Origin of the sequence: Janthinobacterium violaceinigrum (assembly GCF_009208555.1) — a bacterium.
GTDB lineage: Bacteria > Pseudomonadota > Gammaproteobacteria > Burkholderiales > Burkholderiaceae_D > Janthinobacterium > Janthinobacterium violaceinigrum.
Window position 1 is genome coordinate 231265 of sequence record NZ_WFLI01000002.1, and the last position, 14687, is coordinate 245951.

At 63.1% G+C, this 14687-nt stretch carries 13 protein-coding genes; all 13 read right to left on the minus strand.

Annotated features, from left to right (window positions below; all coding sequences use genetic code 11):
• On the minus strand, window positions 1–993 hold the full coding sequence (locus GCN75_RS02640) for an SPOR domain-containing protein (protein ID WP_152281208.1): 993 nt from the start codon (window positions 991–993) through the stop codon (window positions 1–3).
• A gap of 24 nt (window positions 994–1017) precedes the next feature.
• A complete protein-coding gene (gene folC, locus GCN75_RS02645; protein ID WP_152281209.1) occupies window positions 1018–2316 on the minus strand; it encodes a bifunctional tetrahydrofolate synthase/dihydrofolate synthase in 1299 nt (432 codons plus the stop codon).
• Window positions 2317–2450: 134 nt separating this feature from the next.
• Window positions 2451–3323, minus strand: coding sequence for an acetyl-CoA carboxylase, carboxyltransferase subunit beta (gene accD, locus GCN75_RS02650; protein WP_010400390.1), 873 nt, complete (start codon window positions 3321–3323; stop codon window positions 2451–2453).
• A 198-nt stretch (window positions 3324–3521) separates the two neighbouring features.
• Window positions 3522–4319 carry a tryptophan synthase subunit alpha gene (gene trpA / locus GCN75_RS02655; protein WP_152281210.1) on the minus strand — a complete coding sequence of 266 codons (798 nt, stop codon included), beginning with the start codon at window positions 4317–4319 and terminating at the stop codon, window positions 3522–3524.
• Between the two features lie 133 nt (window positions 4320–4452).
• The gene (trpB, locus tag GCN75_RS02660; RefSeq protein ID WP_152281211.1) at window positions 4453–5703 is read right to left on the minus strand and encodes a tryptophan synthase subunit beta; all 1251 of its coding nucleotides are present in this window, start codon (window positions 5701–5703) and stop codon (window positions 4453–4455) included.
• The gene (locus tag GCN75_RS02665; protein ID WP_152281212.1) at window positions 5696–6379 is read right to left on the minus strand and encodes a phosphoribosylanthranilate isomerase; all 684 of its coding nucleotides are present in this window, start codon (window positions 6377–6379) and stop codon (window positions 5696–5698) included. The genes trpB and GCN75_RS02665 overlap by 8 nt, the downstream gene beginning before the upstream one ends.
• A gap of 28 nt (window positions 6380–6407) precedes the next feature.
• Window positions 6408–7211, minus strand: a complete 804-nt coding sequence (gene truA / locus GCN75_RS02670; protein ID WP_152281213.1) for a tRNA pseudouridine(38-40) synthase TruA — start codon at window positions 7209–7211, stop codon at window positions 6408–6410.
• 178 nt (window positions 7212–7389) lie between these two features.
• Window positions 7390–9876, minus strand: a complete 2487-nt coding sequence (locus GCN75_RS02675; RefSeq protein WP_405002775.1) for a FimV/HubP family polar landmark protein — start codon at window positions 9874–9876, stop codon at window positions 7390–7392.
• A 250-nt stretch (window positions 9877–10126) separates the two neighbouring features.
• Window positions 10127–11254, minus strand: a complete 1128-nt coding sequence (gene asd / locus GCN75_RS02680; RefSeq protein ID WP_152281215.1) for an aspartate-semialdehyde dehydrogenase — start codon at window positions 11252–11254, stop codon at window positions 10127–10129.
• 45 nt (window positions 11255–11299) lie between these two features.
• Window positions 11300–12370 (minus strand): 3-isopropylmalate dehydrogenase, encoded by a 1071-nt coding sequence (leuB, locus tag GCN75_RS02685; protein WP_152281216.1) that lies wholly within the window; start codon window positions 12368–12370, stop codon window positions 11300–11302.
• An 11-nt stretch (window positions 12371–12381) separates the two neighbouring features.
• Window positions 12382–13029, minus strand: coding sequence for a 3-isopropylmalate dehydratase small subunit (gene leuD, locus GCN75_RS02690; RefSeq protein ID WP_152256915.1), 648 nt, complete (start codon window positions 13027–13029; stop codon window positions 12382–12384).
• Between the two features lie 51 nt (window positions 13030–13080).
• Entirely contained in the window at window positions 13081–13203 is a 123-nt protein-coding gene (locus tag GCN75_RS02695) for a lipoprotein (protein WP_010400408.1), read from the minus strand.
• A 69-nt stretch (window positions 13204–13272) separates the two neighbouring features.
• Window positions 13273–14676 carry a 3-isopropylmalate dehydratase large subunit gene (gene leuC / locus GCN75_RS02700; protein ID WP_152281217.1) on the minus strand — a complete coding sequence of 468 codons (1404 nt, stop codon included), beginning with the start codon at window positions 14674–14676 and terminating at the stop codon, window positions 13273–13275.
• Between the last annotated feature and the right edge of the window lie 11 nt (window positions 14677–14687).

Sequence of the window (14687 nt, forward strand, 5' to 3'; positions counted from 1 at the left end):
TCACGCCGGTACCAGGCTGCCGCCCAGGCCCAGCTTTTGCAGCTTGGCGCGGGTCTTTTCGGCGTCTTCGCGGCTGCCGAACGGGCCCACGCGCACGCGGATGCGCTCGCCCGCCGGGCTGGAGACTTTCTGCGTGTAGGACTTGATGCCCGCTTCACGCAGCTTGTCCTGCAATTCGTCGACCTTGTCCTGCGTCGCCAGCGCCGCCACCTGCACCACGAACTTGCCGCCGCCGGCGTCATGGGCTTTCTCTTGCGGCTTGTCCAGTGGCTTGCCTTCCAGAATCGCCATGGCGCGCGCCGCATCGTCGGCCGATTGCGCCGGCTTGGCAGGTTTCGCTTCAGGCTTGGCTTCCGGCTTCACCTCATGCTTGGGTTCCGGTTTCGGCTCCACCTTGGCCTCGTGCCTCGGCTCCGGCTTGGGCTCGTGTTTCGGCTCAGGCTTGGTCTCCACCTTGACAGGCTTGGGCTCGGGTTTGGATTCCGGTTTCGGCTCGGGTTTCGGTTCCACATACGCCGGCTTGACGGGCGCTGGCTGGACGGCTGCCAGCACGGGCGCGGGTGCCGGCGCGGGCTTGGCCGCCGGCGGCAGTGGCGCGTCGACGATTTCCTCGGACTGGTCCAGGCCATTGTTCGCCGCGGCCTGGGCCGGGACGGCTGGCACGGGCGCGGGCGCAGCGGCCTTGTCTTTCGAGGGAATGTCGATGGCGATATCGTTGAAAGGCGCCTTCGGCTCGGAATCGAGCAGCATCGGCAAGCCGACGGCGACGCCCAGGGCCAGAGCGATGGCCCCGACCAGGCGGCGGCGTGCGCGCTTTTTTTCAGGCAAGACCGGGTCCGGCGCTTCCTTGCCGCCACGGCGCGATCCGCCGCCACCGGAGGTGTTGGCGGCGCGCTTGCGGGTCGGCGACTGTGCTTCGCCAGGGACATAAAAGCCGCTGTCTTCGCCAGAGGATTCTTGCTTGTTTTTAAACAGTTTCGAGAACAAGCCCATGCGTGATTTTCAGTCGAGTGCGTTTCAGTGAAGTGAGGATTTTCGGGCCTTCATCACGCCGGCAACGGTGAGGAAAGAACCAAAGACCACAATTCTATCATTCTCACCGGCCCGGCTCATTGCATTTGCAAAAGCTTGTGCCGGATCATCGAAAATAGACACAGTATGTTCGCCGCTGTCGGGCTTATCTTCCAGCATGATCTGCACCTTGGCGGCCAGCTCGGAAGCCGTGGCCGCGCGCGGCGAAGGCAGGCCCGTCAGGCACCAGTGGTCGACGTGTTCGCCCATCGCGGCCAGTACGCCATCGATATCCTTGTCCAGCATGGAGCCGAACACGGCATAGGTGTACGGGTGGAACCCCATATTGCCCAGGTTCTGGTTCAGCGCCGACGCCGCATGGGGGTTGTGCGCCACGTCGAGGATCACGCTGGGGCGGCCAGGCAAGACCTGGAAGCGGCCCGGCAGCTCCACCGTCACGAGGCCCGTGCGCACTTCCTGCGCGCCCACGGGCAGCTTCAGCTTCAGCACTTCCAGCGCGGCCAGCACGGCCGTCGCATTGAGGATCTGGTTGGCGCCACGCAAGCTCGGATACGCGAGCGAATTGCGGCGCTGCTCGCGCCCGCCGTAATTCCACTGCTGCTTGTCGCCCGAATAGTTGAAATCGCGGCCCATCAGCCACAGGTCGGCGCCGATGGCTTCAGCATGGTCGATCAGCGACTGGGGCGGCACGGGGTCGCTGCAGATGGCTGCCTTGCCCGGGCGGAAGATGCCTGCCTTTTCAAAGCCGATCGCTTCGCGCGTGTCGCCCAGGTAATCCGTGTGGTCGATATCGACGCTGGTGACGATGGCCACGTCGGCATCGATCACGTTGACGGCGTCAAGGCGCCCGCCCAGGCCCACTTCCAGGATGGCCACGTCGAGATTGGCCTGCGACAGCAGGTGCAGGATGGCCAGGGTGGTGAATTCGAAATACGTGAGCGGCGTATCGCCCCGCACGGCTTCGACGGCATGGAAGCTGGCGACGATCTGTTCGTCGCTGGCCATCTCGCCCAGCACGCGCGCGCGCTCATTGAAGTCGAGAAAATGCGGCTTGATGTACAGCCCCACTTTGTAGCCGGCACGCAACAGCACGGATTCCAGCATGGCGCAGGTGGAACCCTTGCCATTCGTGCCCGCCACCATGATCACGGGGCAGGTAAACGCCAGCTGCATGCGCGCCTTGACGGCTTGCACGCGGTCCAGGCCCATATTGATCTGGGTTTCCGAATGGCGGGTTTCCAGCATGGCGAGCCAGTCCGGCAAGGTGGTGGGGAGGTTTTGCATGGGAGACTTCTTGATGTAAGGATGCGCGAGGCAGAAAACAGATAACCCTAAACAACATCTGGGGTCGGACCCTCAGGGTCCGACCCCAGCAGTTCATGGGTTCGGGCAAATGGACATTATTCCATTCAATGCAGTTACGCCAACACTTCAACAGCCTGGTTTTGCAACAAGGCCAGCAGGCGGGCGATTTCTTCGCGCATCTTGCGGCGGTCGACGATCATGTCGACGGCGCCCTTGGTGACGAGGAACTCGGCGCGCTGGAAGCCTTCCGGCAGTTTTTCGCGCACGGTGTTTTCAATCACGCGGGGGCCGGCAAAGCCGATCAGCGCCTTCGGCTCGGCAATGACCACGTCGCCCATGAAGGCGAACGAGGCGGACACGCCGCCCATCGTCGGGTCGGTCAGCACGCTGATGAATGGCAATTTCTTTTCCGACAGCTTGGTCAGCATGGCCGTGGTCTTGGCCATCTGCATCAGCGACAGCAAGCCTTCCTGCATGCGCGCGCCACCGGTGGCCGTGATGCAAATGAACGGCACCTTCTGTTCCAGCGCGATTTGCGCACCGCGCACGAAGCGCTCGCCCACGACGGAGCCCATGGAGCCGCCCATGAATTCGAATTCGAAGCACGCCACGACCACTGGCAGGCTCATGATGGCGCCGCCCATGACGACCATCGCATCCGTCTCGCCCGTCGCTTCCATGGCGGACTTCAGGCGGTCCGGGTATTTCTTGCTATCTTTAAACTTCAGGGTATCGACGGGCAGGATTTCCTGGCCGATTTCATAGCGGCCGCCCGCGTCGAGCAGGCTGTCGAGGCGTTCACGGGCGCGGATGCGCATGTGGTGGTCGCATTTCGGGCACACGTGCAGGTTCGATTCCAGGTCCGTACGGTACAGCACGGCTTCGCACGACGGGCACTTGACCCACAGGCCTTCCGGCATGGTCTTGCGCGCGGCAGCATCAGAACGCTGTATGCGCGGTGGCAGCAGTTTTTCCAACCAACTCATATTTTCTCCTTGGGCCCTTGTAGGGGTAGCGTCGGTGGACGCCCCCGGCAGACGGTCAACGGCGACACCCCCGTAGGGCGTCACCAAAAATTTTATCTATTGCACAATAACAGGCAAATCAGTGGCCGAAGTGTAGCCGTTTATCGCCGGGCTGTCGAACTTTGCCGCCAACGCATCTTGCGTAAACAGCAAGCTTGCTCAGGCGTCCAGTGCGGCGCGGATGCCTGCCGTAAAGCTGCGCACGGCGTCCACAGCGCCCCCTGCCGGGGCATTTTCTATTTCCTGGATGATGCGGCTGCCGATCACGACGGCATCGGCCACCTTGGCAACGGCCTTGGCCGTGGCGCCATCGCGGATGCCGAAGCCCACGCCGATAGGTAATTTTACATGCTGGCGGATGGCTGCAAGGCGTTCCGCCACCTGTTCCGTATCAATGTTGCCCGCGCCCGTGACGCCCTTGAGCGACACATAATAGCTGAAGCCGCCGCCAACCTTGGCCACTTGCGCGATGCGCTCTTCAGTCGAGGTGGGCGCCAGCAGGAAGATCAGGTCCAGGCCCGCTGCGCGCATGGCGGCGGCAAATTCCTCGCACTCTTCCGGCGGATAATCGACGACGATGGCGCCATCGGCACCGGCCGCTTGCCCCGCAGCTATAAATGCGGCACTGCCGATGCGCTCGATGGGATTGGCATAGCCCATCAGCACCACGGGCGTCGTCTGGTTCGTTTCGCGGAACTGGCGCACATAGCCGAACACATCGTGGATGCCGACGTTGAATTTCAGGGCCCGCTCGCAGGCGCGCTGGATGACGGGGCCTTCGGCCATGGGGTCGGAAAACGGCACGCCCAGTTCCAGCACGTCGGCGCCGCCCTCGACGAGCGCATGCATCAGGGGCACGGTGGCGTCGGGGCCGGGATCGCCGGCGGTAATGAAGGTGACCAGGGCGGTCTTGTTGTTGGCTTTTAAGTTGGCAAAGGTGGTGGCGATACGGGACATGATAAGCTTTCTTAATGATGGATAGATGGAATGATTTCAACCCAAAGCAAAGGCTGGGGTCAGTCCCTGCGGGATCGGAATGCGCACCACTGGCGCGCACTCCCCCGGCGGGTCTGACCCCGTTGACACGCTGTTAGTTGAAATTGAGTCCCATGCGTTCCGCCACGGTATGCATGTCCTTGTCGCCACGGCCCGACAGGTTGGCCAGTACAATTTTATCTTTCGGCAAAGTGGCCGCCAGCTTGGCCGCGTAGGCCAGCGCGTGCGACGATTCCAGGGCCGGGATGATGCCTTCGATATGGCAGCAATCGTGGAACGCCTGCAGCGCTTCCTCATCCGTGATCGACACATACTGTGCGCGGCCGGAATCCTTCAGCCATGCATGTTCCGGCCCCACGCCCGGGTAGTCGAGGCCGGCCGAGACGGAATGCGTCTCGATGATCTGGCCGTTCTCATCCTGCAGCAGATAGGTACGGTTGCCGTGCAGCACGCCCGGGAAACCGGCCGTCAGCGAGGCCGAGTGCTTGCCCGTCTCCAGCCCTTCGCCGGCCGCTTCCACGCCGATCAGCTTGACATCGTTCTGGTCGATATACGGGTAAAAGATGCCCATGGCGTTCGAGCCGCCGCCGATGCAGGCCAGCACGTAGTCGGGCTGGCGGCCCGTCATTTCCGGCATCTGCACCAGGCATTCCTCGCCGATCACGGACTGGAAGTCGCGCACCATCATCGGGTAGGGATGGGGGCCGGCCACGGTGCCGATGATATAAAAGGTGTTTTCGATATTCGTGACCCAGTCGCGCATGGCTTCGTTCAGCGCATCCTTCAAGGTCTTGGAACCGGATTCCACGGGCACGACGGTAGCGCCCAGCAATTTCATGCGGTACACGTTCTGCGCCTGGCGCTTGACGTCTTCGCTGCCCATGTAGACCACGCATTCGAGGCCGAAGCGGGCGCAGATGGTGGCCGTGGCCACGCCGTGCTGACCCGCTCCCGTCTCGGCAATGATGCGCGGCTTGCCCATGCGCTTGGCCAGCAGGGCCTGGCCGATCACGTTATTGATCTTGTGCGCGCCCGTGTGGTTCAAGTCTTCGCGCTTGAAATAGATTTGCGCGCCGCCCGCCATTTCGGACCAGCGTTTGGCGTGGTAGATGGGCGACGGGCGTCCCACGAAATGTTTCAGCTCGTAGCGGAATTCTTCCAGGAACTCCGGGTCAACGCTGTAGCGCGCATAGGCGTCCTTCAGCTCGGCCAGCGCGTGCGTGAGCGTTTCGGCAACGAAGGAGCCGCCATACGGGCCGAAGTGGCCCCGTACGTCGGGAAAAGGATAATCGGTGGCGTGGAACAATGCGGCGGCTGCGCCGGGCGCTGTGGTGTGGTCATTCATGGTTGTTTCCTCTGGCAATGATGGCATCGGCATCCTGCACCGCGGCGATAAACGCGCGGACACGGGACGCGTCCTTGATACCCTTGGACGCTTCGACACCACTGCTGATGTCGACGGCGTAAGGGCGCACGCGCACCACTGCGTCAGTCGCGTTTTGTACGCTCAAGCCACCACTTAAAACGACCCGAGGCGCGAGTTCTTTTGGAATGAGGGACCAATCAAATACCTTTCCTGCACCGCCATACGCATCCACATAGGTATCCAGCAAGAGGCTGGCAAACAAGGGACTGGCGGCGCGATAGCGCTGTTCGTATTCTAGCAAATCTTCAAAGCGGGTGTCGGGTTTGACGCGGAACACCTGCGTAAACGGCGTATTCACGGCGGCGGCCAGCGCGGCGCTGTGTTCGGGCGTCTCGTCGCCATGAAATTGCAGCAGGGACAGGGGCGCCACGGCCCTCGTAGCGCGCACCTCGTCCACCGTGGCGTTGACGAACAGCCCCACCGTCGTCACGTAGGGCGGTATGGCCGCGATCAGGCCCGCTGCCTGTTCCGGCGTGACATGGCGGGGGCTTTTCGGATAAAACACGAAGCCGATGGCATCGGCGCCCGCCGCCACGACGGCCTGGATATCGTCGACGCGGGTCAGGCCGCAGATTTTGATACGTGTGCGTGGCATGGCAATCCTTTACTTGATTTGATGCAGATCAAAACCAGGGCAATGCGCTGCTACTGTCCTGCGGCAACGCCCATTTCGGATCGTAATCGATCTTCGCCAAGTACAGCCCGTCCGGCATGAAGGTGGGCGCCGCCGCGTGGCGATCTTTGCGCTCCAGCAACTGCCCCAGCCATTCCGGCTTTTCCCGGCCCGAGCCCACATACACGAGCGAGCCGACCAGGTTGCGCACCATGTGGTGCAGGAAGGCGTTGGCCGTGATGGTAAAGACGATCAGTTCGCCACGGCGCTCGATCTGGATGTCGTGCATGAGCTTGACGGGCGACTTGGCCTGGCATTGCGCGGCGCGGAAGGCCGTGAAATCGTGCCAGCCCAGCAGCGGCTGCACGGCTTGCTGCATCCGTTCCACGTCCAGAGGACGAAAAAAGAAGCCGGCGCGCCCTTCCATCAGCGGCGAACGGGTAGCGTTGTTATACAACACATAATGATAGGTGCGCGCGCGGGCGCTGAAACGGGCGTGGAAGAAATCATTGACCGTCGGATCGCCCTCAAGTTCCCTGGCCCAGCGCACGGCGATGGATTTCGGCAGGAAGGCATTGACGCCGCGCACCCATGAGTGCACGTCGCGGTTCAGCTCCGTATCGAAATGCACGACTTGTTCGAGCGCATGCACGCCCGTATCCGTGCGGCCGGCGCAGGTGGTGGCCAGGCGCACGCGGGCAAACTGTTCCAGCGCGTTTTCCAGCTGGTCCTGCACCGTCTGCCCATCTTCCTGTTTCTGGTATCCATGCCAGGCCGTGCCGTCGTACTGGAGACCGAGGACGATACGCTTCAATGGCGTTGCTGTCGTAATATTTTGCATCGAAGCATTATACCGGCGCGCAGGCGCCCCCGCCTCCCAACGACACAAGCGCCTGAGACGGCGTTCAGGGCAAGGCGCACGGTCGAAGACAGTACGAATAGTACGGCGAGACCGTGCAACGCCGCCATGGACGTCGTATCCGGTGCTTAGGTTAGCTCAGCAGTGCGCGCATGGTATTGGCCTTCTTCACCTGCTCTTCGCTGCCGCCCTTGATGACCTCATCGATCAGCTCGCGCGCGCCTTCCTTGTCGCCGATTTCCTGGTAAGCGATCGCCAGGTCCAGCTTGGTATCCATTTCCATGTGGATGGCCGACAGCGGATCGTCCACGCCCACGCTGGCCGTCTTGCCATCGTTGAGGTCCAGGTCGATGCCGGACAGGTCGAACTCTTGCGCGGGCGGTATGGCTTCCGGCAAGGTGGCTGGCGTTTGCGCGTCGTCAAACAGGCTGTCGATGGAAGGCTCGGCCGCCGCGACGGGTGCCGCCGCCGGGGCCACCGGTTCGTCGAGGTCGAAATGGGCCAGGTCCACATCCTTCAGCGGATCGGGCAAAGGCGTCAAGCCCGCGCCCACGCCGTTCACGGGACCGGCTGGCGGCTCCAGGTCCAGGCCGAAATCCATGCTGGCGTCATAGTGCGCATCGTGCGCGGGCGACTGCGGCTGGCTGTCCGGCCCCGGCATGACGATGGGGTCGCTGGTAGAGACGGGCTCGAAATCGAGGCTGTCGAGGTCGAAATCGAGGGGATCGCGCGCATCGCGGGCCGCCACGGAGGACGCGGGCTCGGCAGGCGCCAGCTCGGACGACGGCGCCGGCGCAGCCAGGTCGTCGGGCAAGTCCATGCTCTGGCCATGCAGCTCGTCGCCGGCACCCTTGCTCAGGCTGACGACGGCGTCGTCTTCCGTATCGCCATACAGCGGGTTGGTGGGATCGAGCGCCAGGCCCAGGGCAGCGGCCTGCGGCCACTCTTCGCCCTGGCCGCGCGTCAGGCTGTACAGCTCGCTGGCCTGGTCTTCAAACGCGCGCACGTCGTTGCGGGCCGAATAGATTTCCAGCAACTTCAGGCGGGCCGCATGGCGCTCGGGGTGGATGCGCAAGGCTTCCTTGAGGATATCTTCCGCCTGGCCATCGCGGCCGTAGGCGATATACACGTCCGCTTCGGCGACAGGGTCGGTTTCATTGCCTTCCAGCAAGCTGGCACCCGCTGCGGCAGCCGCGCCGGCAGCAGCGGCGCCCGTGCCGAACAGGTGGTTGCTCGCTTCGGACTGCTGGTCTTCGGGCGCCAGGCCGGCCGGCGGCGCCACGGGCGCTTCCGGCTCGAACACGGGGGCGATATCGTCCTGGGCGGGCGGCGTCTCCTTGCGGCGGCGCGCGATCACCAGCGCGGCCACAGCGGCCAGCAATGCGGCCAGGCCGATGCCGATGGCGCCCAGGTGGTCGCTGATCTTGTCGGCAAACGTGGGTTCCAGCGGCGATGGCTTCTTGACCAGCGGCACCGGTTTCGCTTTCGGCACGGGCGGCTGGGCTTCGGCCGGGGCACTGGCAATGGCGCTGGCCGATGCACTAGCCGCAGCGCTGGCCGAGGCACTGGCGGGAGCCTCGGCCGGCTTGGCGGGCGATGGCGCACTCTTGTCGGCCATGGCCTTGCTCTTCACGGCCATCAGCTTTTCCAGGTCGCTGACGTTCTTTTCCAGCTCCTTGACGCGGGCGGCCGCTTCATCGACCTGCTTGGCCTTGGCGATCTTGTCTTCTTCGCTGGCAACGGCGCTCTTGCCGGCCGACTTGGCCGCCGGTTCCGCCTTCGACAGCTTCAGCTTGTCTTGCGACTCGCTCACGGCCGTCGGCTTTTCCTGCACCTTGGTCGCGCCGATCTTGCCCGCCGTGCTTTGCGCCGCTTGCGCCGCCTTGGCCGGCTTGCTTTGCGATACCTGCCCCGCCAGCTTGTTGCGGTAGGCTTCGAAGTCGACGGCGTGCGCCGTCACCACGCCTTTCGCTTCGGCCGCATCGGTGGCGCGGATGGCCTCCGTGCCCGGCACGGCCAGGATGCGCCCCGCCTGCATGCGGTTCATGTTCTCGCCCTTGAAGGCGTCGGGATTGGCGCGGTACAGGGCGACGAGCATCATGTCGAGCGATACGCCCGACGGTTTCAGTTCGCTGGCGATGCGGCTCAGGGTGTCGCCCGGCCTGACCTTGTATTCGCCGGCCGGCTTTTTCGGCTGCGCGGCATCGGCGGCGGCGGGCTTGCCCTTGCCCGGCTCCACTGGCGCCGTGACTTGCGCGCCGCGCGTCTGGCGCGCTTCGGGCGTGTCGAGCACGAATGCATACTCGCGCACCTGACGACCGCTCTTGCTGCTCAGTTCCAGCAGCAGGTCCACCATGGGTTCGGCCACCGGCTGCGCCGAGCTGATGCGGATGAAGGACTTGCCGTTGCGGTTTTCCACGGCAAACGTCAGCGCGTTCAGGGCGGGATTGAATTCCACGTTGGCCTGGCGGTAGGCGTCCGGCGGCGCCAGCTTGGCCAGCAGGCTGGCCGCCTCGCCTGGCTTGACGGCCGATAATTCGACCTCGGCGCGCAGCGGCTGGCCGGCGGCGGACAGCACCGTGATCTTGCCCAGCTCGGCTGCGGATACCGCCGGTGACAATAACACCGCACAGGCGACAGCGCTGCTCAGTGTTTTAATGGCAAGGGAGGCGACCCGGGGACGAGTGTGTACAGGCATAGTTGGCGGCATCTTAGTTGACATGGGAAAACTGTTACTTTTCCAGAGGTATCAACATATCATCATGCCCAGAGCTATGCAAGCTCCGCATGGTTGAGCCTTGACGGGCTCAGGACGAAAAAAAAGCCGGGAAAACAGCCCCGGCTTGATCTAAATCAGCAAATTATTGCCATTACGCATCCAGCAGGATGCGCAGCATGCGGCGCAGCGGCTCGGCCGCGCCCCACAGCAATTGGTCGCCCACGGTGAACGCGGACAGGTATTCGCCGCCCATGCTCATCTTGCGCACGCGGCCGACGGGAATCGTCAGGCTGCCCGTGACGGCGGCCGGCGACAGGTCGCGCACGGACGCTTCGCGCGTGTTCGGCACGAATTTCACCCATTGATTGTTGCTGGCGATGATGTCGTTGATTTCATCGAGCGGCACGTCTTTCTTCAGCTTGATGGTCAAGGCTTGCGAATGGCAGCGCATGGCGCCGATGCGCACGCACAGGCCGTCGACGGGAATTTCCCTGGTGCCGAAATCGATGCCGCGGCCCAGGATCTTGTTCGTTTCCGCGCCCGCCTTCCACTCTTCCTTCGACTGGCCATTGCCCAGGTCCTTGTCGATCCACGGAATCAGGTTGCCGGCCAGCGGCGCGCCGAATTGCTTGATCTCGTCCGGGGAATAGCCGTGCTGGGTGGCCAGCACCTGGCGGTCGATTTCCAGGATGGCGGAAGCGGGGTTGTCCAGCAGCGCCTTGACGGAACCGTTGATGGTGCCGAATTGCGTCAGCAGTTCGCGCATGTGCTGCGCGCCGCCGCCCGATGCCGCCTGGTACGTCATCGACGTCATCCAGTCGATCAGGTCGTGCTGGAACAGGCCGCCCAGGCCCATCATCATGCACGACACGGTGCAATTGCCGCCGATGTAGTTCTTGACGCCCTTGCCCAGCGCATCCTTGATGACGTGCAGGTTGACGGGGTCGAGCACGATGACGGCATCTTTTTCCATGCGCAAGGTCGAGGCCGCATCGATCCAGTAGCCATTCCAGCCCGCTGCGCGCAGCTGCGGGAAGACGGCGCTCGTGTAATCGCCGCCCTGGCAGGAAATGATGATGTCGCACTTGGACAGTTCGGCGATGTTGCTGGCATCCTTGAGGATGGTTTCATTCTTCGCCATGGCCGGCGCCGCGCCGCCCGTGTTCGACGTCGTGAAAAACACCGGTTCGATGTGGGCGAAATCGCCCTCTTCCTGCATGCGCTGCATCAGGACCGAACCGACCATACCGCGCCAACCTACCAAGCCAACTAATTTCATTACCATTCCTCAAGATGAGACGGCGACTGCCGTCATTAGACTATTTTATCCCAGCGCTTTTACAACTGCATCACCCATCGCCTCGGTGCCGACCAAAGTCGTGCCCGCTTCGTGGATATCGGCCGTGCGCAAGCCCTGCGCCAGCACCTGCTTGACGGCGCCCTCGATGCGGTTTGCCTGCTCTTCGCGGTTCAGCGAATAACGCAGCATCATGGCCGCCGACAGGATCGTCGCCAGCGGATTGGCGATGCCCTTGCCTGCGATATCGGGCGCCGAACCGTGCGACGGCTCGTACAGGCCCTTGTTGTTGGCGTCCAGCGAAGCGGACGGCAGCATGCCGATCGAACCCGTCAGCATGGCGGCCGCGTCCGACAAGATGTCGCCGAACATATTGCCGGTCACCATGACGTCGAATTTCTTCGGCGCCCGCACCAGCTGCATGGCCGCGTTATCGACATACATATGATCGAGCGCCACGTCCGGGTATTCCTTGTGCACGTCGATGACGATGTCTTTCCAGAACTGGAAGGTTTCCAGCACGTTTGCCTTGTCCACGCTGGTCAAGCGCTTGTCGCGCTTTTGCGCGGCCTGGAATGCCACGTGGGCGATGCGGCGGATTTCGCCTTCCGCATAGCGCATGGTGTCGTAACCTTCGCGCTGGCCCTTGAACGGGCCGTCCGGGCACTCGCGCACGCCGCGGGGCTGGCCGAAATAGATGTCGCCCGTCAATTCGCGGATGATCAGGATATCGAGGCCGGACACCACTTCCGGCTTCAGGGTCGAGGCGCCCGCCAGTTCCGGATACAGGATGGCCGGACGCAGGTTGGCGAACAGGCCCAGGTTCTTGCGCAGGCCCAAAATCGCCTGCTCGGGACGGAACTGGCGCTCCAGATTGTCGTACTGGTAGTCGCCCACGGCGCCGAACAGCACGGCATCGGCCGCTTTCGCCAGCGCCAGGGTGCCTTCCGGCAAGGGGTGGCCATGGGCAGCATAGCCGGCGCCGCCCACGGGCGCGCTTTCCAGCTCGAACGATTCGCCCAGCACATTCAAGACCTTGACGGCTTGCGCGACGATTTCAGGACCGATGCCGTCGCCGGGTAAGATTGCAATTTTCATATTTTTATCGATTAGATGACGTTGGCGAGCCAAGGCTGATTGTTCAAATGACGCTCTTCGAAGGCGCGGATATCGTCCGCGTGGCGCAGGGTCAGGCCGATATCGTCGAGCCCATTCATCAGGCAATACTTGCGGAAGGCGTCGATCTCGAACGCATACGACACGGAACCATTGCTGGTGCGCACGCACTGCTGTTCCAGGTCCACCACCAGCTTGTAGCCGGGGAAAGCCTTGACTTCATTGATCAGGTGGTCGACCTGGCTTTCCGACAGCACGATAGGCAGCAAGCCGTTCTTGTAGCAGTTATTGAAGAAAATATCGGCAAACGACGGCGCGATGATGGCACGGAAACCATATTGATCGAGCGCCCACGGCGCGTGTTCGCGCGAGGAGCCGCAGCCGAAATTCTTGCGTGTCAGCAAGATCGAGGCGCCCTGGTAGCGGGGCTCGTTGAGCACGAAATCGGGATTCAGCGGGCGGCGGCTGTTGTCCTGGCCCGGCTCGCCATGGTCGAGGTAGCGCCATTCGTCGAACAGGTTGGGGCCGAAGCCGCTGCGGTGGATCGATTTCAGGAATTGCTTCGGGATAATCGCGTCGGTGTCGACGTTGGCGCGGTCCAGCGGCGCCACCAGGCCTTCGTAAATCGTAAATTTATCCATGCTGTTTCTACTCGGTAGGACGCGCGGCGCCAGGCGCCGGCACGTCGCGGTTTATTTTCCGCCGGCGCCAGTGACAACCTGGCCGACTTTCTGCACATCGCGGCCGATGCCGGAGACGGTGTTGCAGCCAGACAAGATGACGGTGGCGATGAGGAGGGCGAAGAGTTTTTTCATGTTGAGTTCTCGATAATCAAATAAGGGACTGAAGCTGCTAGTGTAAACCAGCGGCGCCAGTCCCTGCCGTCATCGCAATCCCCGCACGTCGACAAAGTGGCCGGCGATGCCCGCCGCCGCCGCCATCGCGGGCGACACCAGGTGGGTACGGCCGCCCTGCCCTTGCCGGCCTTCGAAGTTGCGGTTCGACGTGGATGCGCAGCGTTCGCCCGGTTCCAGGCGGTCCGCATTCATGGCCAGGCACATGGAGCAGCCCGGCTCGCGCCATTCGAAACCGGCATCCTTGAAGATGCGGTCCAAGCCCTCGCGTTCTGCCTGGTCCTTCACCAGGCCGGAGCCCGGCACCACCAGCGCCAGGGTGACGTTGGAAGCGCGGTACTTGCCGCGCACCACGGCGGCGGCCGCGCGCAAGTCCTCGATGCGCGAATTGGTGCAGGAACCGATGAAGACCTTGTCGATGCGGATGTCTTCGATGGCCGTGTTCGGTTTCAGAGCCATGTAGACGAGCGCCTTTTCCATCGCATCGCGCTTGACGCTGTCTTTTTCCTGGTCGGGATCGGGCACGCGGCCATCGACGCCGATCACCATTTCGGGCGAGGTGCCCCAGGTCACTTGCGGCACGATGTCTTGCGCGTTCAGGGTGACGACCAGGTCGAAACGGGCGCCCGGGTCCGAATGCAGGGTGCGCCAGTAGGCCACGGCGCGTTCCCAGTGCGGACCGGCCGGCGAAAACGGACGGCCCTTGACGTAGTTGATCGTGGTGTCGTCCACGCCGATGATGCCGGCGCGCGCGCCCGCCTCGATGGCCATGTTGCACACCGTCATGCGGCCTTCCATCGACAGGGCGCGGATGGCCGAGCCGCCGAACTCGATACAGTAGCCGGTGCCGCCGGCCGTGCCGATCTTGCCGATGATGGCCAGCACGATATCCTTGGCCGTCACGCCGGCCGGCAAGGCGCCGTCGACCTGCACCAGCATGGATTTGGATTTCTTTTGCAGCAGGGTCTGCGTGGCCAGCACGTGCTCGACTTCGGACGTGCCGATGCCGTGCGCCAGCGCGCCGAACGCGCCGTGCGTGGACGTGTGCGAATCGCCGCAGACCACCGTCATGCCGGGAAGGGTCGCGCCCTGTTCGGGGCCGATCACATGCACGATACCCTGGCGCTTGTCGTTCATGTTGAAGTACGTCAAGCCATAGTTCCTGGCATTCTTGTCCAGGGTTTCCACCTGCAGGCGCGAGACGGGATCGGCAATGCCGTCGACCCGACTGGTGGTGGGCACGTTATGGTCGGCCACGGCCAGGTTGGCGGAAATGCGCCATGGCTGGCGGCCGGCCACGCTTAGCCCGTCGAAGGCTTGCGGGCTGGTGACTTCGTGCAGCAAGTGCCGGTCGATGTACAGAATTGTCGTGCCATCATCTTCGGCCCGCACAACGTGGGATTCCCAAAGTTTGTCGTAAAGCGTCTTCATCATGATATATGCAG

Excerpts from the sequence above, each read along its gene's own strand:
- GCN75_RS02640 (WP_152281208.1), bottom strand. The coding sequence starts at position 993 with ATGGGCTTGTTCTCGAAACTGTTTAAAAACAAGCAAGAATCCTCTGGC.
- folC (WP_152281209.1), bottom strand. The coding sequence starts at position 2,316 with ATGCAAAACCTCCCCACCACCTTGCCGGACTGGCTCGCCATGCTGGAA.
- accD (WP_010400390.1), bottom strand. The coding sequence starts at position 3,323 with ATGAGTTGGTTGGAAAAACTGCTGCCACCGCGCATACAGCGTTCTGAT.
- trpA (WP_152281210.1), bottom strand. The coding sequence starts at position 4,319 with ATGTCCCGTATCGCCACCACCTTTGCCAACTTAAAAGCCAACAACAAG.
- trpB (WP_152281211.1), bottom strand. The coding sequence starts at position 5,703 with ATGAATGACCACACCACAGCGCCCGGCGCAGCCGCCGCATTGTTCCAC.
- GCN75_RS02665 (WP_152281212.1), bottom strand. The coding sequence starts at position 6,379 with ATGCCACGCACACGTATCAAAATCTGCGGCCTGACCCGCGTCGACGAT.
- asd (WP_152281215.1), bottom strand. The coding sequence starts at position 11,254 with ATGAAATTAGTTGGCTTGGTAGGTTGGCGCGGTATGGTCGGTTCGGTC.
- leuB (WP_152281216.1), bottom strand. The coding sequence starts at position 12,370 with ATGAAAATTGCAATCTTACCCGGCGACGGCATCGGTCCTGAAATCGTC.
- leuD (WP_152256915.1), bottom strand. The coding sequence starts at position 13,029 with ATGGATAAATTTACGATTTACGAAGGCCTGGTGGCGCCGCTGGACCGC.
- GCN75_RS02695 (WP_010400408.1), bottom strand. The coding sequence starts at position 13,203 with ATGAAAAAACTCTTCGCCCTCCTCATCGCCACCGTCATCTTGTCTGGC.
- leuC (WP_152281217.1), bottom strand. The coding sequence starts at position 14,676 with ATGATGAAGACGCTTTACGACAAACTTTGGGAATCCCACGTTGTGCGG.